Origin of the sequence: Paenibacillus allorhizoplanae, assembly GCF_927798215.1 — a bacterium.
Taxonomy (GTDB): Bacteria; Bacillota; Bacilli; order Paenibacillales; family NBRC-103111; genus Paenibacillus_E; species Paenibacillus_E allorhizoplanae.
Window position 1 is genome coordinate 58613 of sequence record NZ_CAKMMW010000006.1, and the last position, 19106, is coordinate 77718.

A 19106-nucleotide genomic window follows, 5' to 3' on the forward strand; every position below is an offset into this window, starting at 1 on the left:
ATGAATAAAGAGGACAGTTCTTTAGACAATGCCACCAAGGAGCGATTCCAGAAGAGTCAGCTTCATCTCGAAAGCGGACTCCATGCCCAAGAAGAATACGCAGCTGAGATTGCTGTACCTCAGGCCAGAATAAGCCGAGATTATAAATCCAGTTCGACCTCGACAGTTTCTGATGAGGAAGTCGCTGAGCTCGTAGAAGCTGTAACGCGCAATAAAGCAGTGGGGTATGTGGCACTCTTTGTTGCTCTGGCCTCTTTATTTGTATGGCCAGTACTGCTTGGGATTTCAGGTATTATTCTCGGTGTTATTGCTTTTGTAATGGGGAATAAGAGCTTGGGGTCTTGGTCCGTTGCTCTTGGTTTTATTGCCGTTGCCGCCTATTTTTTATTGATTCCATATTATTCCTAGCGAGCAAAGCAAGCTGAGAAATCGGCTTGCTTTTTATTTTTTTATGAAAAAAAGGTTAAAAAGAGCTTAAGAATGCCACTATTCCTGTGTAAAAGCGCAAGAAGGGCTCATTTTAATGTGTTTACGCCCATTTGCTCGTACTATTTGGCTTCAAGTGTCATATTCGCACCTTTGAATGATTACAGTATTATTATATAATGAGTAGTGATATTTAATAAAATTAAAATCGAAAATTAAGGGAGGTGTACCTACTCTCCTGGGTGCAGCTTTTGCACTTGTTAGGGGATAGGTAAGGTATTGGAAGATCCTTTGCCCGAAACGTTAATCAGTTTTCTGTTAATGTTTGGACTAGTGTTGTTAAACGGTTTTTTTGTCGCAGCAGAATTTGCAATGGTGAAAGTGCGTGGAAGTCGGATTGAGTCGCTTGTCGGTGAAGGCCGGCGTAATGCGAAGTTTGCACAAGGAATTATGAATAATCTTGATGCTTACCTAGGTGCGTGTCAATTAGGAATTACACTCACCTCATTAGGACTTGGTTACGTAGGTGAACCGACGTTTGCCAAAATTTTAGAGCCTTTATTTGCTCCGCTGGGACTGCCAGACTCCGTTTTTCACACGATTACATTTATTATCGCTTTTTCTTTAATGACTACTCTTCATATCACATTAGGTGAACAGTTTCCTAAAACGTATGCGATTCGTAAAGCCGAACAAATTACGTTGCTCTCTGCAGGACCCATGGTATTATTCTATAAAATAATGTACCCGTTCATTTGGACATTGAATGGCATTTCGAATTGGATGCTGCGCCGTGCTGGGATTGAGCCTACAACGGAACATGAATCTGCGCATACGGAGGACGAAATTCGAGTCCTGATGCAGGAAAGCCACAAAAACGGACTAATAGATAACACAGAGCTCACGCTTGTTGATAATATATTCGGATTTGCTGAGACGACAGCACGCGAGATTATGATTCCCCGTACTGAGATGGAATGCTTATATGCAGGACTTTCTTATGCGGAGAACTTAGCTATCGCGATCAAAGAAATGCGAACACGTTACCCTGTGTGTGATCCAGATAAGGATAACATCATCGGTTTCGTTCACATTAAGGATTTGCTGAAGCCAGATGCCAACCTAAAAGGCATTAAGAAAATCATTAGACCGATTACCACAGTACCGGATTCCATTCATATCAGTGATTTGCTGAAAATGATGCAGAAACGCAAGAGCCAAATGGCTTTGCTCATTGATGAATACGGCGGTACATCAGGTTTAGTGACGCTGGAAGACATTATGGAAGAGATTGTTGGTGAAATCCAAGATGAGTTTGACGAGGAGCGCCCAACGATTGAAATGAAAGATGAGAATACATTCTCAATAGATGGACTGTTGTTGATTGATGAAGTTAATGATTACTTCGGACTTGAAATCGAGTCGGATGACTATGATACGATTGGTGGTTGGATTTATTCTCAAACGGAAATTCCTCCTAGTCGTAATCAACAGGTAAGTTATAACGACGAGTTTATGTTTATCGTTGAAGAAACCGATCATTTGCGCATATCACGCGTCACAGTAAGAAGATCATTGAATGAGAATGAAATGCTGCAACAGAATATTTCTTGAAAGGCAAGAGGGGACAGTCATTAGACTGTCCTTTTTTTATATGCGAATAAAAGTATAGTCGTCAGGGCTCAAAACGTGTACAATGAATACATCGAAAATGAAAAAGTGAGGTCTGAGAATGAACAGCATCACGAATACGCAAGGAATTGACCCTAGAGTGTTGAAGGAGCTGCTTCAGCTTCAGACGATGAGTAAATTAAGTCTTTTCGCTGATAACCCCTCATCTTCAAGCTCAGACGAAACCAGTGATTTTAGTGAGCTTTTGAACACATTGATGGGTCAAGGTGTGGGTACGGGGACTGATCCGTTAGATGCATCTGATCTTAATCAATCGCTAAGCAACCTGCCAAGCGCGTTAGGCGCTTTGAATAAATCATATACACCTTTGCAGTCCCTCTCTCAGTCAACATCAATCTCACAGTTTGAAGGGCTCATTGGACAAGCTAGTTTAAAATATGGCGTAGATACCTCTCTGGTTAAAGCGGTCATTCAGCAAGAATCTGCTTTCAACCATCAGGCGGTTTCCTCCGCAGGTGCCAAAGGATTAATGCAGCTTATGGACGGGACGAGCAGCGGTTATGGGGTCTCGAATCCATTTGATCCTAAGCAGAACATAGATGCAGGTACACATTTCCTTAGTGGATTACTAAAGAAATATAATGGGAACGAAGGCGTTGCGCTTGCTGCTTACAATGCTGGGCCTGGTCGTGTCGATCGCTTAGGGATAAAGACAGATCAAGATTTGGCCGCTAAGCTTCAGTTCTTGCCAAAAGAGACTCAAGCGTATGTGTCGAAAGTACTCGATCATCGTACTAATTTTGCTCAATAAATACGGTTCCAATGGGCTGGTTTTCGCATGTATTATGCGGAGATCGGCTTTTCGCATTGTAGCCTACTTACTTGAGTTCTCATCGGATATACGTTTTAATAGGAAAAGCATCCCATGAAACATGAAACAATTAGTTTAGGGGTATGAAGGGGAATCTGGAAACCATGCTATATATGGATTACGCGGCAACGTCGCCGCTTTATGAGGAAGTCATAGAAACGATCGCTGAAGTAATGAAATCTCATTATGGAAATCCATCCTCCATTCATCGGCTTGGTGTAGAAGCCGAAAAGCTTCTTCAGAGTGCGAAGGGAATCATAGCTTCATCGCTTAAGGTAACGCCAAACGAAATCATTTGTACTTCTGGCGGGACTGAGAGTAATAACTTAGCGATCAAAGGCGTAGCCTACAACTACCAGCAACGAGGCAAGCATCTGATTACTACGCAAATTGAACATCCATCCGTTAAGGAAGTATTTGCGGGACTTGAGCAGGAGGGCTTTCGTGTTACCTATTTGCCCGTCTCAAAGTCTGGCAGCGTGCAATTAGCGGATCTTCAAGCGGCGATTTGTGAGGATACGATACTTGTTAGCATCATGTATGTAAATAATGAGATTGGTACGATTCAACCGATTCGAGAAATCGGTCAATACCTCGCGGGATTTCCGAAAATCATATTTCATATGGACGCCGTACAAGGGATTGCTAAGCTTCCTCTAGAGCCGAAAGCATGGGGAATCGATCTCTGCAGTGCTTCTGCGCATAAATTTCAAGGGCCTAAGGGTGCGGGGTTCTTGTATCGGAGAGCAGGCGTACAGCTCAAACCTCTGCTTGTAGGAGGGGGACAAGAATTTGGTGTTCGTTCAGGTACGGAGAACGTCCCTTTGATCGTGGGCATGGCTAAAGCACTCCGAATCAGTATGGACAATCTTGCAGCGAAGATTGCTCACAAGCAGACGCTTAGGCAACAATTGTTGGCCGGCATCGGTGAAATACCTGAGCTTTCGATTTCTGGCTCTGAGCTAGAGCAGGAGATGGCTCCTCATATTGTTCATTTTGCTTTTGCAGGCATGAAAGCAGAGGTCGTCGTGCATGCCCTTGAGCAGAAGGGGATCTATATCTCTACGAGATCCGCTTGTGCTTCAGGGGAGTCGAAGCCTAGTGACGTCATGCTGGCATTAGGTTATCCGCGAGATGTGGCTGCTAGCGGTTTAAGAATAAGTTTTTCTGATGAACATCAAGAGCAAGATATAGCGCTATTGCTGCGCTCATTACAAGAGGTGGTCAAGGAGCTTGCTCCCATGAGAAATCCATCCGTCATTCATAGGGGGAAGCGAAATTGAAACCGGATTGTTTAATATTACGTTTTGGCGAAATGATGTTAAAAGGTAAAAATCGCAGACGATTTGAACAGAGCGTTATGATTCAAATACGTAAAGTTTTAAGTTCTTTTCCTGATGTTAGGTATATTCCTGAGTTTGGACGCGTATATGTGGAGCTAGGGGGTGCCGCTTATGAACAGGCTTCTGCTTCTTTACAGCGTGTTTTTGGACTTGCATCCTTCAGTCCAGCTTATCATGCGCCATTAGAACTAGCGTCGATTCAGGAGACAGCGCTGCGGATGATGCAGGCATTACCTAAGCAACCGGCGACCTTTAAAGTGACAGTTCGCAGGGTCAATAAATCATTTCCACATGACTCTCAGCAGATGAATTACTTAGTTGGCGGCTATGTGCTTCAAGCGATTCCGGGGTTACAGGTAGATGTTCGAAAGCCTGAGGTTGAATTGCGAGTAGAAATCCGAGAGGATAAGGTGCTTTTATACGTTGAAGTCATTGAAGGGGCCGGGGGATTCCCGTCAGGTACTAGTGGCAAAGCGCTGCTCATGCTGTCTGGAGGTATTGATAGTCCTGTTGCAGGGTGGTTAGCCATGCGCAAAGGATTGACGATGGAGGCTATTCATTTCCATAGTTACCCCTATACCAGCGAGCGGGCGAAGGATAAGGTCATTCAGCTTGCGAATCAGTTGGCAGGCTACACGGATTCCCTAAAGCTTCACATGGTGTCTTTCACGGAGGTTCAGACCTCCATCCATCGTGTGTATCAGGATAATCTGCTAGTCACGCTTATTAGGAGGGCTATGTACCGAATTGCTGAACGGATTGCTGCGCGTGAAGGGCTCGGAGCCATAGTTACTGGTGAGAGCTTGGGGCAAGTTGCCAGTCAAACCCTGCCAAGTTTAAATGCCATTGGTCGTGTGGTCACTTTACCGCTCCTACAACCGTTGATGATGATGGACAAGCAAGAGATTATTGGTCTTGCTGAATCGATTGGGACTTTTTCTATTTCGATTTTACCCTATGAAGATTGCTGCTCCTTATTTCTTCCGCCATCGCCTAGTACAAATCCTAATATAACCTTGGTGGAGAAGTTGGAAGCTAGCATGGGTTTTCTAAATGAGTTAATTGACAAAGCAGTTTTAGAAACAGAAACTATTGAAATCGTACATGGACAATTGAAACAGGAAACTAACGCCCATTTATTCTAACCCCTCGATGCTGCTGTGATCGCAACCTTTCCCATCACTTGCTCTCCATGTTCGCCAGGAGGTCGTGAAGCAATGATTGATGCGTTATTATTATTTCTACAAATTATGTTAATCAATATCGTTCTGAGCGGCGATAATGCTGTTGTCATCGCATTAGCCAGCAAGAATCTCCCGCTCGAGCAGCGCAAGCTTGCGATTTGGTGGGGGGCGTTCGGCGCTATTGCATTGCGCTTAATATTGACACTTGTTGCGGTAAGTCTGCTATCCATTCCTTTTATTCAAGCCGGCGGTTCTATCTTGCTCTTGTGGATTGCGATAAAGCTGCTTACTGACGAAGAGGGGCATTCGAATGTCAAGGAAGCTTCAACACTTGGCAAAGCGATTTGGACCATTATTGTTGCAGATTTCGTCATGAGTTTGGACAATGTATTAGCGATTGCTGCCAAAGGAAATGGCAATAACACAGTCATTATTTTAGGTATTGGACTCAGTATTCCGATCATTATTTGGGGTAGTACACTAGTGATGAATTTATTGCAGAAATACCCGATTCTGGTATTTATCGGAGCGGGGATTCTTGGTTATACAGCAGGGGAAATGTTTGTGAAAGATGAAAAAATGATTGATTGGCTGCTGCATGATTATGAGTTTTTACATGTTTGGATCCCCATTATGGCGACCATAGTCGTTATTGCTGCGGGTGGAATCGCCAAAGGGGTACGAACACTTCAATTCAAGACACGGAATGAATGAGTACTAAGCACGCTGACCATGGGTCAGTGTGCTGTTTTTTTTTGCCAAGTGAAAGCCCAGAAGGACCAGCCATAGATCAAGAGGAAAAGGATAATTAATGCTGTGGAATACCGATACATCATGGCATAACTGCCACTCCAGTTAGCGAGGGCCCCTAGCGCCATGGCGCCTAATCCAATGCCTAGATCGTTGGCTGAGAAGAAGGTTCCATTAGCGGCACCTCGACGGTCAGGGGAAGAACGCTGGATTGTCCACGCCTGCAGAGCAGGTTGTATGGAGCCAAACCCAACGCCATAGCATAAGGCCGCAATAGCAAGGCTAGTATTGGAGTGTGCATACGAAAGCAATATTAGACCAGTAATCGTGAATGCTGCTCCAGGAAGCAGTACCCACTCTGGTCCTTTACGATCAAAGAGAACCCCTGTTAGGGGGCGAACGAGTAGAACCATACTGGCATTGCATAAGAAGAATAAACCCACATTGGGGATACCTGCTTCTAAGCCGAACAAGGTAATGAAGGTCACGATTCCTCCATAACAGATTGCGCTGCAGAGTAGCAGGGCAGAGGGGAGGAGCGCGCTCTGTTCCCATAGACGATCGACAAAACGAGGTCGCTGACGTGGGATCACGGATAGAAGGGGCTTCGGATATGTAATGAAAAGCGAGCTAAACAAAGATAATAGCGCAAGAATGGTTGAGATTAAAAGTACATAAGAAAACCCAATGGACTGCATGACCCAGAGGCCCGTTAACGGTCCGAGAGCCATGGCCAAAGTGTTGGATAACCCGTAATAACCCATCCCCTCACCACGGCGTTCAGGAGGGATGATGTCCGCTATTACGGTTCCGAGCGATGTTGTTGACAACCCCCAGCCGATGCCATGAACAAAGCGTGCTGCTAGAATTAGTGTAACTGCTGCGATATACGAATAACCTGCAATCGTAAATGCGCAAATCGCTAAACCAACTAGAAGAACATGTTTTCTTCCTAAAAGATCTAATGCTCTGCCTGCGAATGGCCTTGTCAGGAGCGAGGAAATGGTGAAGATCCCAATGACAAGTCCAACCTGGATATTGTCTCCACCTAATTGTGAAAGATGGGTAGGTATCGTAGGGATCAGCATTTGAAAACTAAAAAAAAGCAATAAATTTGCGAGTGATGTGATTAGAAAGGCTTTGGTCCAAAGTGGTTTCCGTTGTGATTTGTTACTTCTAAGAGTTCGTTCCATGATACCTCCCCAGTTGAACATCAGAAAACCATTCGCCAGGGCAAATGGGTTCTTTGCGAGCTTTAGTATACCCAGTCAATTGGAATCAAACGCAAAGTTGTGTCCATTATAAACACCTAGCAATTTCATGCCATGTGAGCTAAAATATTTGTTGAAGGGTGTCGATTAATGAGCCGATTACCTTATTCAACCTATGCCCATTTGAGGAGGGATTCGTATCGCTAGAAATAGCTACTCCATTGGTATTGTATTTATTGGCTTGGCTGTCTTGTTGTTGCTAGGCAAATTGGGAGTCTTCCAGTTGTTGATATCCTTTTTTTGGCCGCTTGTATTACTCGTGCCTGGACTGCTCTTTCATTTGTTGTATTTCAACCGTCGATTACCAGCGGGCGTTCTCGTTCCTGGCGGCATTTTAACCGTATATGCCCTTATGTTTTTCTTTTGCAACTTATTTGGTTGGGGCTCTATGGCCTATATTTGGCCAGGTTTCATATTAGGTCCTGCAATTGGTTTATATGAACTCCACTTGTTTGATCGGGGGAGTGATCGTGGTATTTGGATCGCAGCTATGGTGTTAGGAATCATTTCGGCAGCGCTTTTTGCTTTGACTTTATTAGTCAAACTAGGGATTTATGTAATCGCTTTGATCCTTGTTGTTGTTGGACTTTCCATGATTTTCCGAAAGCGAAGATTGTGGTGAACTTGCTTCTTTCCAGTTAAAAGTTTTGTTAAGTGTGCCTTTTGTCTTGCATAATGTCGAGAAACTGCGTATACTAAGGGTAAATGTCAAGCGTCGGCGCTTATGTCCGACGCTTGTTTTATGAACAGAGACGAAAATTATAGGGTAGAGAGGGTTTGACATTCATGCATGCAAGAGACAAGATTCGCAACATTGCCATTATCGCACACGTTGACCACGGTAAAACAACACTCGTAGATAAATTGCTTCAACAATCCGGAACATTCCGCGATAACGAAGCTATCCAAGAAAGAGCGATGGACTCCAATGATCTAGAGAGAGAGCGCGGTATTACCATCCTTGCCAAAAATACGGCGATTAACTATAAAGATTACTTGATTAACATTGTAGATACACCAGGACATGCTGACTTCGGTGGAGAAGTTGAACGTATCATGAAAATGGTAGACGGCGTATTGTTGGTTGTAGATGCTTTCGAAGGTACAATGCCACAAACGAAATTCGTTCTACGTAAAGCACTTGAGAGCAACCTATCTCCAGTTGTTGTCGTAAACAAAATTGACCGTCCGAACGCTCGTCCACAAGAAGTTGTTGACGAAGTTCTTGACTTGTTCATCGAGCTTGGTGCTACTGACGAGCAACTAGATTTCCACGTTGTATATGCATCCGCACTGCAAGGGACTTCAAGTCTTGATCCAGAGAAACAAGATGATAACATGGAAGCTATTTATGAAACAGTCGTTCAGCACATTCCAGCTCCAACGGAAGATGTTGAGCAACCTCTACAATTCCTAGTTACATTGATGGATTACAATGAGTACTTGGGTCGTATCGGTGTAGGCCGTGTGAACCGTGGTAAAATTCGTCAAGGTCAGACAGTTACGGTTATGACTCGTGAAGGCGGACAAAAACAAGCTAGAATCGAGAAGCTTTTCGGGTTCAGTGGTTTGAAGCGTATTGAAATTGAAGAAGCGGCTGCAGGGGACATCATTGCCATTGCAGGGATCAAAGATATTAACATTGGTGAAACGGTAGCAGATCCTGCGAACCCAGAAGCATTGCCAGTATTGAAAATCGATGAGCCAACACTTCAAATGACATTTATCGTTAATAACTCGCCATTCGCGGGTCGTGAAGGTAAATGGGTTACGTCCCGTAAAATCCGTGAGCGTCTATACAAAGAGCTTGAAACAGACGTTTCCTTGCGCGTTGAAGATACAGACAGCCCGGATGCATTCGTTGTATCAGGCCGCGGTGAGCTTCACCTAGGGATTCTGATTGAAAACATGCGTCGTGAAGGCTTTGAATTGCAAGTTTCCAAACCAGAAGTTATCATTCGTCAAATCGACGGACAAAAAATGGAGCCGATTGAGCATTTGATCATCGACGTTCCAGAAGATAGTATGGGTTCCGTTATGGAGAGCTTAGGTTCTCGCAAAGCTGAAATGGTCAACATGATTAACAACGGCAGCGGTAACGTTCGTCTAGAGTTCAAGATCCCAGCGCGCGGTTTGATCGGTTACAGAACGAACTTCCTAACGCTTACTCGCGGCTACGGAATTATGAACCATGCTTTTGACAGCTATGGTCCATACCAAGGAGCAGGCGTTGGCGGACGTCACGAAGGCGTACTCGTTTCTAGTGAATCCGGCGTGTCTACACTATACGGAATTCTTTCTGTCGAAGATCGCGGTATCTTGTTCGTTCATCCGCAAACAGAAGTTTACGAAGGTATGGTTGTTGGTGAGCATACACGTGATAATGATATCATCGTTAACATTTGTAAAGAAAAAGCAGTAAACAACATTCGTTCGGCAAATAAAGAAGAAACAGTAAAAATGAAAACACCTCGCTCGTACTCTTTGGAGCAAGCTCTTGAGTACTTGAATGATGATGAGTATTGTGAAATTACACCGAAATCGGTTCGTATCCGTAAAAAGATTTTGAACAAAAGCGAGCGCGAGCGTGCTGAGAAGCACCGCAAAACAGCGGAAGCTAACGTTTAATTCACAAAGTATTCGAATAAAGGGAAATGTGAGCTTTCTAGCCGCATTTCCCTTTATTTTACCGCATAAGAATGTATTAATTTTCCGGTACTTGGAAGAACAAATTTTTATTGGCGATAAAAACTACATATAAAACGCGGTCGCTCATCCTCGAATTACTTCGATAGAAGTTTATATCATTGGCGTTTTGAGGGATAATGAGGAATGACTTACCTTAGACGACTTAACCTATTAATGAAAAGGAGTGTATGTTCGTTGACTGCCCTGAATGAATGGTTTGCCAATCACCTCTTGATCACGTATCTATTAATCTTTGTTTTCATGTCCTATGTGTACAATAAAGTGTTTCGTACACGCAAACTGCCTGTACTCAAAACGGCTCTAATCTATGTGCTGCTAGCAATCGGTTCCGTGATGCTCCTCGTCTTCCAAATCGTAGGCTTGCCTATTGTACTTTGTTTGGCCGTAGCGATCTCTCTAATGTTCATGGTGAGAATTCGTTATTTCATTGAAAAAAGAACCGGCAAAAGGCCGACTTAATTTAACGAGTAAGGAGCTCATGCCTAATGACGCGATATTGGTTAACACCTATTCTCAGTTATTCGCCGCTCGTGTTGGGAGCAGGGCGCATGAGTTGCATGCCTGACGCAGAATTCGAATCGTTCCGCCAGCTTGCTGGCCAACAACATCCTCGCTTGCTGCAGATGTTTAAAGCGAGCCTCCTGCTGAGTGATGATGAAGAGATATGTGGATCAGACCTCGTAGAATTAGATTTAACGAATGAAGGTAACCTTGTATTTGATGGTGAGCCATTTCATCTTTCGCACTGCGCAGAAGCCTTTCTGGACCGTTTGTTGACTAGGCGGGAGTCGAAGGCACTGCTAATGGCAATGGATGAACATAGGGAAGCTAGCAATGGTATGCATACCGTGTGGATCAAACAATGGTTGGATTGGTTAGACGCCGGTTATGATATTGTGTTACTAAGAGAGGATGGACGCTGAGATGAAGCTAGGGGATGCTTTTTTCAATTGGCTGCAAATGCATATTGTGTCCCAGGCTCGTCCTGAGGATGAAGCTGCGAAAGATACATTGGATTTTTTTGCACTTATTTTAGTCGAAGATCACGGGGTTAGTAATCTTGAAGTGCTGCCTATTGAAGATCCAATGAAAATATGGATTGGCTATGCCCATGAAGGGGAATATCATAAACATTGTTTCGACCGCGAGAGTGCGGAAAAGCTGTTGGATGATATCAACTCGAATCCCATCTACAATAATCAATAGCGGTTTAACGCTGTGAATTAAGGACATAACTTTAACAAATCAACGTACACTTTAATATATCTGGGCAATAAGGAGTGCCTGTTGATTTGAAAATAGATACATAATGGTGGAACGCTTGGCACTCGCTATGCTATACTGTAAGTGTAAGGAGCGTTTTCAACCACCTAGTAGGAGGCGCAAACGATATGGCTGAACTTCTAACAGCTGCACCGATGCAATGGATAGATAGCGCCCACATGATGAATAAAGCTGAATATGCGAAAGCTTGTGAGAGCCGAGATGCCCTTTTTTCACTCGGCCAAGTTTTTGATGCGATAAAAAAAGCCTAGATCTGCGTATGCAGGCAGGCTTTTTGTCATCTTCAGCGATTTATCGGGCTGGAACCTGGGGGCTATTCCCATTGGGACCTGCGTTATCGATGTCTGGATCATTGCGGATATCTCGTGGCAGTTGTGGCATCACACGACCAACGATATCAGCCATTTGTTCTGCAAAGCCTTGTATAGGTCTTCCTGCTTGAATGTTATCCCGGATGTTGCGTAAGCGTTGATCTAAATCCATATCAGCTGTCACGATTGCATTGACACCATAAGGATCCTTCTTGAGTGCCTCAGCCACCGAATATTTAATAGTTCCGACTTTGGCTCGATCAAGTTCCTTCTTAATGTTAATGCCTACGACAGCTGTATTGCCGAAGACGACGCAATGTGCGCTTTCAACCTGCGGGATACCCATTGCTAGGTTTTCCAAATGCGCTGCAACTGCCTTAGAATCTTTAATTTCTAGCTTTTGCGGAGCAATTTGTTGAACTTTTACTTGTTTTTGATTCGTATCTTGAGAGGGGGCACCACTTTTCGGCGCTTGACTGCAGCCTACCGCGAGGATCAGTATCAGTCCGCATACGTATATTAGTCTCACCAGAATCGTTCCCTTCTTTCCTTGAATCTCGCGTTTAGTTTGTCCTGTACGGTTAGGTTGTATGTATGAATATAACCAATGATCTAACGCCAAATCTGGGAGGGGACACACCAATGAAAAAAATTTACGTGTTAGATACCAATGTACTGCTTCAGGATCCCAATGCTTTATTCGCATTTGAAGATAATGAAGTGGTCATACCCGCCGTGGTGTTGGAAGAAATCGATTCTAAGAAACGAAATGCGGATGAAATCGGTCGCAATGCTAGACATGTCTCGAGACTACTAGACGGATTAAGAGCCAAAGGCAATTTATCCGACGGCATTACACTTGGACATGGCGGCAGCATTAAAGTGGAGCTTAACCATCGCAGCTTTGCGAAACTGCAAGATACGTTTGCTGAGTTAACGAACGACAATCGCATTCTAGCAGTTGCCCTTAATTACCATTTGGAAGAACAAGAAAATGATGTAGCTAGACCTGTCGTTATTGTCAGTAAAGATACGTTGGTTCGAATTAAGGCGGATGTACTGGGTATTCCGGCACAGGATTACTTAACAGATCGGATTGTGGCTCAAACCGATATGTATACTGGTTATATCACGCTCTTTGTTCATCCTTCGATCATTGATGAGTTCTATTCGTATCGCTTCTTGACCGTGACATCACTTAATTTGAGCTATATGCTGCACCCGCACGAATTCGTAATCCTGCGCGATGAGCTGGGCTCTTCCAAGTCCGCACTGCTCAAAGTTACACCAGATGCCAAAAAACTTGAGCCGCTTTACATGAGTAATGATCCCATCTGGGGAATTGCCGCGCGCAATGCGCAGCAGCGAATGGCTCTTGAGCTTCTGCTCAATGACGATATCCCGCTCGTCACCCTAACTGGGAAAGCGGGTACAGGTAAAACGCTGCTTACGTTAGCTGCGGGGCTAATGAAAATTGAGGATGATCGTAAATATAAAAAATTGTTAATTGCTCGTCCGGTCGTTCCGATGGGCAAGGATATCGGTTACCTGCCTGGTGAAAAAGATGAAAAGCTGCGCCCTTGGATGCAGCCGATCTATGATAATTTGGAATACTTATTCGATACCAAAAAACCAGGTGATATTGAAAAGATACTTGCCGGTCTAGGTAGTATTCAAGTGGAGGCGTTAACGTATATTCGCGGACGTTCCATACCTGGGCAATTCATTATTATCGATGAAGCACAGAACCTCTCGAAACACGAAGTGAAAACGATCGTATCGCGTGTTGGAGAGGGCAGTAAAATCGTTCTCCTCGGTGATCCGGATCAAATTGACCATCCATACCTAGATGCATCAAGCAATGGGCTTACGTATGTGGTAGAGCGCTTTAAACAGGAAGGCATAAGCGGACATATCACATTAGAACGCGGCGAACGCTCGCATCTGGCTCAATTGGCTGCAGATTTGCTCTAAATAGAGAAAAGCCCACATCAGCCGATGTGGGCTTTTTTGCTGCATTTAACGAAGAATTTCGATGCTGCAGCGATAAGCTTTGGCAATTCCGTGCATGAGCTCTTCGAGTTGCCGATCAACGACGTACACGTCGTGGTCACCTTCTTTGTACTGGGCGATGAGATGCTCTTCAACCTGAAGGACTGCTTGATCAACCTCGGCAGCGGGACTATTCGCAGTGAAGCGGAAAGGGATCACGATTTTATCGTATAAATAGTTATGTTCTGCACGACTAGTGAACCCGTAGTCACTGAACAAATCCGTTAATCCTGCTTCTTCAGCTAGCAAACGGAGCTCCATTATAGAAGTCTCGATATTAAAATGGGCCATGACATCAAGCGCGGCACGTTGTTGCTCTTCGTTACTTACAATCAGCATTTCTTTATCGCGATCGAATAACTCGACTTTGCCGGCAAGCGCTTTGACGATTTGGGCATAGAAGCCAGGTATTTTTCCGTCGGGTAGATCCATCATTAGACCAATTTTAGATTCCATTTTTGTTGTTCCTCACTTTTCCATGCATTATCCCTACTAGTTTACAGAGATAATTTGAGTTTAACAACTGCCACGCCTTTTTTGGTTTCAACACTGATCACATCGAGGTAGCTTACGACTTTTTTCGGTACAAAACCTAATGAAAATTCCTTCGTAAAGTCTGCAATGGTCGTATCTGGCAACTTGAAGCTATTAAATTCAAGATTATCAACAACAAAGCGGACTTCATTCAAGTTCTCTGCGTTCGTGAGAAGGACGAAGTTCCCTTGTATGGAAATCTGCAACTCACCTTTTTTGCCGGTCGCGACCATGGCTCCGTCTTTGAATTCAAAATTCAACGTCTTCAGAAGCTCGCTTTTCGAGTGAAGATACGTATTGAAATCTGTGTCCGTCAGATTGACAACTGGTGTTGTAGATGTGATGCTAATATATTTACTATCTGACATTAGAAATTGTGGCAGTTCGCGGAAAGCCAAAGATAAATTGTCCAGATAATCTCTGGCCAAAGGCAAGCCTTCTTGCTTCCATTGATCATTTAAACTCTTGATTTGGGTTGCAATAACCTGAGCTTGTGCACTGACAGCCAGCTGTTTGTCCAACTCTTCTTGAAGCTTGACAAGCCGCTCTCGCTGCTCAAGGAATTTAGTTTTGGTATTCTGAAGCTCAGTCCGAGAATTCGCTAATTCCGTTTGTAACTTAGTGAGCTTCTGAAAGGAATCCGTGAATTGCGCTAGTGAGCGATGGTCATTCGTGATGATCATCTGTAAGTATTCGAACATCCGCAAGACGTCGGTAAAGGAGTTTGCCGCGAAGAGAAGCATCCAGATCGAGTCTCGATCTCCTGTATAATACGCTCGAAGCACTTTGCCTGCATGCTTGCGAGTTGCATCCACATTACCGCTTTGCTTTACGATATCTTGTTCATTCTGTTTAATTTGCTCACCAATTTTGGCATCCTGCTCGTTAAGACGAGCAACCTCTTTATCGATTTCGAAAATAGTTAGCCCTTTCTGGAGCAGTTCCTTAGCTTCATCTTGTGTTGATGTCGTTTCTTCGGCCAGAGCGCCTCCAGAAGGCAATGTGATTTGCATGAGCAAAACAATGGACAACAGCAAGGCTGTGAGTTTTTTTGAATTCATTGATGGTATTCTCCCCCTATGAATAGATTATCATATTTCTATTAAATGAAGCACAAAAAAATACTTACCTTTGGGGAAAGGTAAGTATTTAACCTTGTTCCTATTTTTTGGAAGCTGGTGTTAAGAGTTTTAGAATATCATCAAAACTCTTCACTTTAGCAGGAATTTCCTTTGTCAGAGGTGTGCCTTGATTAATCGCATCAGTGGTTTGATGGAGGATAATGTGATTATCGAGGACTTTGCCATCTAGCGTTACAGAGAACGTGATATCGAGCGTCTGATCACGAATAAAGCCTTGATCATCTATCGCGATCTTCATGCTGCTTGGTGCTTTCAGCGCTATAGAAGCCATCCCATTTTTCTTGAGTGCTTCAGCTTTATCAGCTGTTAGTAAACCATTTGTTTGTAAGGTGCCAATGAACTCTGGTAATTTGGCTTGGAATTGCGTATTTATTTCTTTTACATTTTTGGTAGTCAGATCAACTTGAATCGATTTAGCTGTGAACCCGTCAGTTAGTTTAATAGGATCTTTGGCTTGCTTAAACCACTTCGCATCCAATCCTTCGAAAATCAATTTCGTAAGCGCGGTGGAAACTTGAGGTGTATTTTTCAACGTGTCTGCCGTTAATGGACTAGCCGGTGTGCTGCTCATTTTTTGTAAATCTATGGCATAAAACTCATCAGCTGTCTTATTTAAGGCTGGCATATTAAAATACAATTTGCTATCTTTAATGAGAATTGGTATATCGACGGGGGAAGTAGATCCCTTAGGCGTTATACGTAAGTCTGACTGATATTGGAGCGGGTCTACCTGGCTAATACCCTTCCACGTAATCGTGCTCTCTCTGATCAAAGATAACAACCCGTTGGTAAGAGGATTTGCTGATTTCATTAAACCATCACTGATCGCGAGAGTCGTGCTTCCATCGAACGTATAAGATTTCAATTCCGATTGTTTGTTTACAGATTGTTGAAATGCTTCTTTAACTTGCGTATTGTCTGTGCAAGCGGTCAACGAGACTAGGCCAATTGCCGTTATCGCTGTTAGGGTAATCCACTTTTTTGTCATGCTGGGCTGTCTCTCCTTCCATAATCCTTTATCATTATAAGGGTTTCCTACTCATTTGTCTGTAAGTAAAGAACTGGGGGTTTTACAATCGTGAATCAACTAGAGCCTGCTAGCGTTGCCGCTGCACTGAAGGAACATATTTGCTCGACACTAGATCAAAGAATATCCTTTCGCGACTATATGGAGATATGCTTATACCACGATACAGTCGGTTATTACCGAAAAGATCAAATAAAAATAGGTAAACAAGGAGATTTCTATACCAGCTCTTCCATAGGAACTGTAATGGGTGAAATGGTTGCTTCTTTCATTTATAACCATCTACGAACGCAATCCAATCTGCCTCCTCATTTTGAAATTGTTGAATGGGGGGGAGGCAATGGGCGAATGGCACGCCAGTTGCTTGATGAAATGAGGCTTGCTGCACCCGATCTATATGAACGTTTAACGTATACGCTAATTGAATCGAGTGCCTATCACCGCCAATTGCAACAAGAAAGGCTTGTTGAACATGTGGATCGAATTCGTTTTGTGGATGATACAGCTTGGTTAAGTGAGCCTCCGAGCGATCATGTGTATGTATTGGCCAATGAGTTGCTGGATGCCTTCCCGATTCATCGTCTGCAATACAAAGATGTGGCCTTCCATGAATCGTTTGTGATCTGGCAGGAGCAAGCGCCTCATTTGCAAGAGATCTGGTTACCTCTTGGGTCTGGACGCATATTAGACTATCTAACTGCATTAGAAGTTCAATGGCAAGACGGTCAGATTAGTGAATTGAATCTAGAGGCAGTAGATTGGTATGTTCGACTTTCGGGACGGATGCTAAGCGGGTGCGTTATGGCAATTGATTATGGTGATGTGGAGGAGGAACTGTACGCCTCACATCGGCATCAGGGAACATTAATGTGCTATCGTAAGCACGAAGCGCACGATAATCCTTTTATCGACCCAGGTGAACAGGACATCACGGCACATGTTAATTTTAGCTTATGTCAAAAGGCTGCGGTTTCCGCAGGGTTTGAGCCGTATGTGTTTCAAACACAACGTCAGTTCTTGGTTGAGCAGGGCATTTTGGATAAATTGCAAAATCATTTTGATCCGAATCCATTTAGTGAAGTGTCCAAAAGAAATCGTTCGATTCGACAATTACTGTTAAGTGATGGAATGAGTGAATTGTTTAAAGTGTTTATTGCCATTAAAAAAGGTGAACCGGCATAATTGCCGATTCACCTTTTTGCTCGTTATCTGCGTTAGACGGACATTTTGAAAAATGACCAATACGTAAATCCGCTGAAGGAGATAATCATGTATCCCCAGAACAGCAATATGTAAGTACGTTCTGACAAGCGCATATAGCCTAGAATGACGAATACGGCAGTTTGAAAAAAGAAAATCAGAGACATAGGTATCATATCGCCAGCTAAGCTCATTAGTGCGATAACAAGTGTCCAAAAACCTAGAACCCGAAACATGCGATCCATTCTCGTTACATCCCCCTCTCGTACCACGTTGCACAATAACTACAACACATTATACCGTTTGATCCAAGTGGTGTAAACCGTCAAACGGTGACGAAATTGAAAACATTTCATCATATAGACGTAGTATGTCTTTTTATACGAATCCCATGTATGAGGGTCAAAAAATTTGGCAATACCATTTAGTATCAAATAGATTCTATGAACTCTAGTACGGGCATAGAAATAGTAATAATGGCAACGAATCAATTGATACCTGTCTGACTAATTGATTCTTCTTTATGATGTATCCGCAGGTAGGAGAGAATTTGATCAGGAATCGAAGCTCCCGAAAAGGAGAGACTTTGCTCTCCGACCAAAGATCCCTATAATTTGTTAGGAGGTTTGGCCTTATGTCGGCAATTAGACAAGATGCTTGGAGCGATGAAGACGACTTAATTTTAGCGGAGTTGACATTGCGTCATATCCGAGAAGGAAGTACACAATTATCTGCGTTTGAAGAAGTTGGGGAGCGCATTGGACGAACCGCGGCCGCGTGCGGATTTCGCTGGAACAGCTTTGTACGGAAGAAATATGAAGCAGCCATTCAAATTGCGAAAGCACAGCGTCAGAAACGGACACAGCTGAAAAAGCATGCCCCTGTTTCCATTTCCGGATCTTCTTCCATTGGTTTACTGGATAGTCCAGATGTATCTACTGGCAAGAATGAAGTGTTTACTGAAGAAACGCTATCTATTGATGCAGTCATTCGTTTCTTACGGCAATGGCGCAGTACCTATCAGGATATGAATCGTCATATTAAAACGTTGGAAAAAGAACTGCAGGAGAAAGAGGACGAACTCGATAGACTTGGCAGAGAAAATAATAAGCTGAATAAACAAGTGAATGAAGTTGAAACCGATTATCGCGTTGTAAATGATGATTATAAAGCGCTTATTCAAATCATGGACCGTGCCAGAAAAATGGCCTTCCTTGTAGAGGAAGAGGAAGAAGAGAAGCCGCGCTTCAAAATGGATGCAAATGGTAATTTGGAAAGAGTCGAGTAATCTTTAGATGACTTAAAATGAAAAGCTGCAAATCAAGGGGAGCCTTGGTCTGTGGCTTTTTTGCTGTATAATAGTGGATACA

The 19106-nt window shown here is 43.5% G+C and carries 21 protein-coding genes; 15 read left to right on the plus strand and 6 right to left on the minus strand.

The window, feature by feature from the left end; all coding sequences use genetic code 11:
• From L6I86_RS12420 to L6I86_RS12445, 6 genes are all read left to right on the plus strand, one after another.
• Entirely contained in the window at positions 1-408 is a 408-nt protein-coding gene (locus tag L6I86_RS12420) for a hypothetical protein (protein WP_056609704.1), read from the plus strand.
• Positions 409-747: 339 nt separating this feature from the next.
• Positions 748-2040: a hemolysin family protein gene (locus L6I86_RS12425; protein WP_236287798.1), complete on the plus strand. Its 1293-nt coding sequence runs from the start codon at positions 748-750 to the stop codon at positions 2038-2040.
• Between the two features lie 118 nt (positions 2041-2158).
• Positions 2159-2869, plus strand: a complete 711-nt coding sequence (locus L6I86_RS12430; RefSeq protein ID WP_236287503.1) for a lytic transglycosylase domain-containing protein — start codon at positions 2159-2161, stop codon at positions 2867-2869.
• A gap of 164 nt (positions 2870-3033) precedes the next feature.
• A complete protein-coding gene (locus L6I86_RS12435) occupies positions 3034-4212 on the plus strand; it encodes a cysteine desulfurase family protein (RefSeq protein WP_236287800.1) in 1179 nt (392 codons plus the stop codon).
• Positions 4209-5417: a tRNA uracil 4-sulfurtransferase ThiI gene (gene thiI, locus L6I86_RS12440; protein WP_236287505.1), complete on the plus strand. Its 1209-nt coding sequence runs from the start codon at positions 4209-4211 to the stop codon at positions 5415-5417. Before L6I86_RS12435 ends, thiI begins: the two co-directional genes overlap by 4 nt.
• A 72-nt stretch (positions 5418-5489) precedes the next feature.
• Complete coding sequence (locus L6I86_RS12445) at positions 5490-6170, plus strand: TerC family protein (RefSeq protein ID WP_056609698.1); 681 nt, start codon at positions 5490-5492, stop codon at positions 6168-6170.
• 23 nt (positions 6171-6193) lie between these two features.
• Here L6I86_RS12445 and L6I86_RS12450 read toward each other — a convergent pair whose 3' ends face one another.
• Positions 6194-7399: an MFS transporter gene (locus tag L6I86_RS12450; protein ID WP_236287506.1), complete on the minus strand. Its 1206-nt coding sequence runs from the start codon at positions 7397-7399 to the stop codon at positions 6194-6196.
• A 301-nt stretch (positions 7400-7700) separates the two neighbouring features.
• On the opposite strand from L6I86_RS12450, the gene L6I86_RS12455 reads away from it, so the two are divergent.
• From L6I86_RS12455 to L6I86_RS12480, 6 genes are all read left to right on the plus strand, one after another.
• A complete protein-coding gene (locus L6I86_RS12455) occupies positions 7701-8099 on the plus strand; it encodes a hypothetical protein (RefSeq protein ID WP_236287508.1) in 399 nt (132 codons plus the stop codon).
• A 164-nt stretch (positions 8100-8263) separates the two neighbouring features.
• Positions 8264-10105: a translational GTPase TypA gene (gene typA, locus L6I86_RS12460; protein WP_056609692.1), complete on the plus strand. Its 1842-nt coding sequence runs from the start codon at positions 8264-8266 to the stop codon at positions 10103-10105.
• Between the two features lie 264 nt (positions 10106-10369).
• A complete protein-coding gene (locus L6I86_RS12465) occupies positions 10370-10645 on the plus strand; it encodes a YlaH-like family protein (protein WP_056610118.1) in 276 nt (91 codons plus the stop codon).
• A 26-nt stretch (positions 10646-10671) separates the two neighbouring features.
• On the plus strand, positions 10672-11109 hold the full coding sequence (locus L6I86_RS12470; RefSeq protein WP_236287510.1) for a hypothetical protein: 438 nt from the start codon (positions 10672-10674) through the stop codon (positions 11107-11109).
• 1 nt (position 11110) lies between these two features.
• The gene (locus L6I86_RS12475) at positions 11111-11392 is read left to right on the plus strand and encodes a hypothetical protein (protein ID WP_236287511.1); all 282 of its coding nucleotides are present in this window, start codon (positions 11111-11113) and stop codon (positions 11390-11392) included.
• Positions 11393-11577: 185 nt separating this feature from the next.
• Positions 11578-11721 carry a hypothetical protein gene (locus L6I86_RS12480; protein WP_171635279.1) on the plus strand — a complete coding sequence of 48 codons (144 nt, stop codon included), beginning with the start codon at positions 11578-11580 and terminating at the stop codon, positions 11719-11721.
• 40 nt (positions 11722-11761) lie between these two features.
• Here the strand turns inward: L6I86_RS12480 and L6I86_RS12485 are convergent, their stop codons facing one another.
• A complete protein-coding gene (locus L6I86_RS12485; RefSeq protein ID WP_236287513.1) occupies positions 11762-12310 on the minus strand; it encodes a YhcN/YlaJ family sporulation lipoprotein in 549 nt (182 codons plus the stop codon).
• A 113-nt stretch (positions 12311-12423) separates the two neighbouring features.
• On the opposite strand from L6I86_RS12485, the gene L6I86_RS12490 reads away from it, so the two are divergent.
• Positions 12424-13755: a PhoH family protein gene (locus L6I86_RS12490; protein WP_056609685.1), complete on the plus strand. Its 1332-nt coding sequence runs from the start codon at positions 12424-12426 to the stop codon at positions 13753-13755.
• Positions 13756-13800: 45 nt separating this feature from the next.
• Here the strand turns inward: L6I86_RS12490 and L6I86_RS12495 are convergent, their stop codons facing one another.
• The 3 genes from L6I86_RS12495 to L6I86_RS12505 form a co-directional block, all read right to left on the minus strand.
• A complete protein-coding gene (locus L6I86_RS12495; protein ID WP_236287515.1) occupies positions 13801-14289 on the minus strand; it encodes a hypothetical protein in 489 nt (162 codons plus the stop codon).
• 41 nt (positions 14290-14330) lie between these two features.
• Positions 14331-15428: a hypothetical protein gene (locus tag L6I86_RS12500; RefSeq protein ID WP_236287517.1), complete on the minus strand. Its 1098-nt coding sequence runs from the start codon at positions 15426-15428 to the stop codon at positions 14331-14333.
• A gap of 100 nt (positions 15429-15528) precedes the next feature.
• A complete protein-coding gene (locus L6I86_RS12505; protein WP_236287518.1) occupies positions 15529-16497 on the minus strand; it encodes a hypothetical protein in 969 nt (322 codons plus the stop codon).
• A 90-nt stretch (positions 16498-16587) separates the two neighbouring features.
• Here L6I86_RS12505 and L6I86_RS12510 point away from each other — a divergent pair, with 90 nt between their 5' ends.
• On the plus strand, positions 16588-17718 hold the full coding sequence (locus L6I86_RS12510; protein ID WP_236287519.1) for a class I SAM-dependent methyltransferase: 1131 nt from the start codon (positions 16588-16590) through the stop codon (positions 17716-17718).
• 32 nt (positions 17719-17750) lie between these two features.
• On the opposite strand, the gene L6I86_RS12515 is transcribed toward L6I86_RS12510, so the two are convergent.
• Positions 17751-17981 (minus strand): DUF2626 domain-containing protein, encoded by a 231-nt coding sequence (locus tag L6I86_RS12515; RefSeq protein WP_029196536.1) that lies wholly within the window; start codon positions 17979-17981, stop codon positions 17751-17753.
• Between the two features lie 389 nt (positions 17982-18370).
• Here L6I86_RS12515 and L6I86_RS12520 point away from each other — a divergent pair, with 389 nt between their 5' ends.
• Positions 18371-19024 (plus strand): RsfA family transcriptional regulator, encoded by a 654-nt coding sequence (locus L6I86_RS12520; RefSeq protein ID WP_236287521.1) that lies wholly within the window; start codon positions 18371-18373, stop codon positions 19022-19024.
• Positions 19025-19106: the final 82 nt, after the last annotated feature.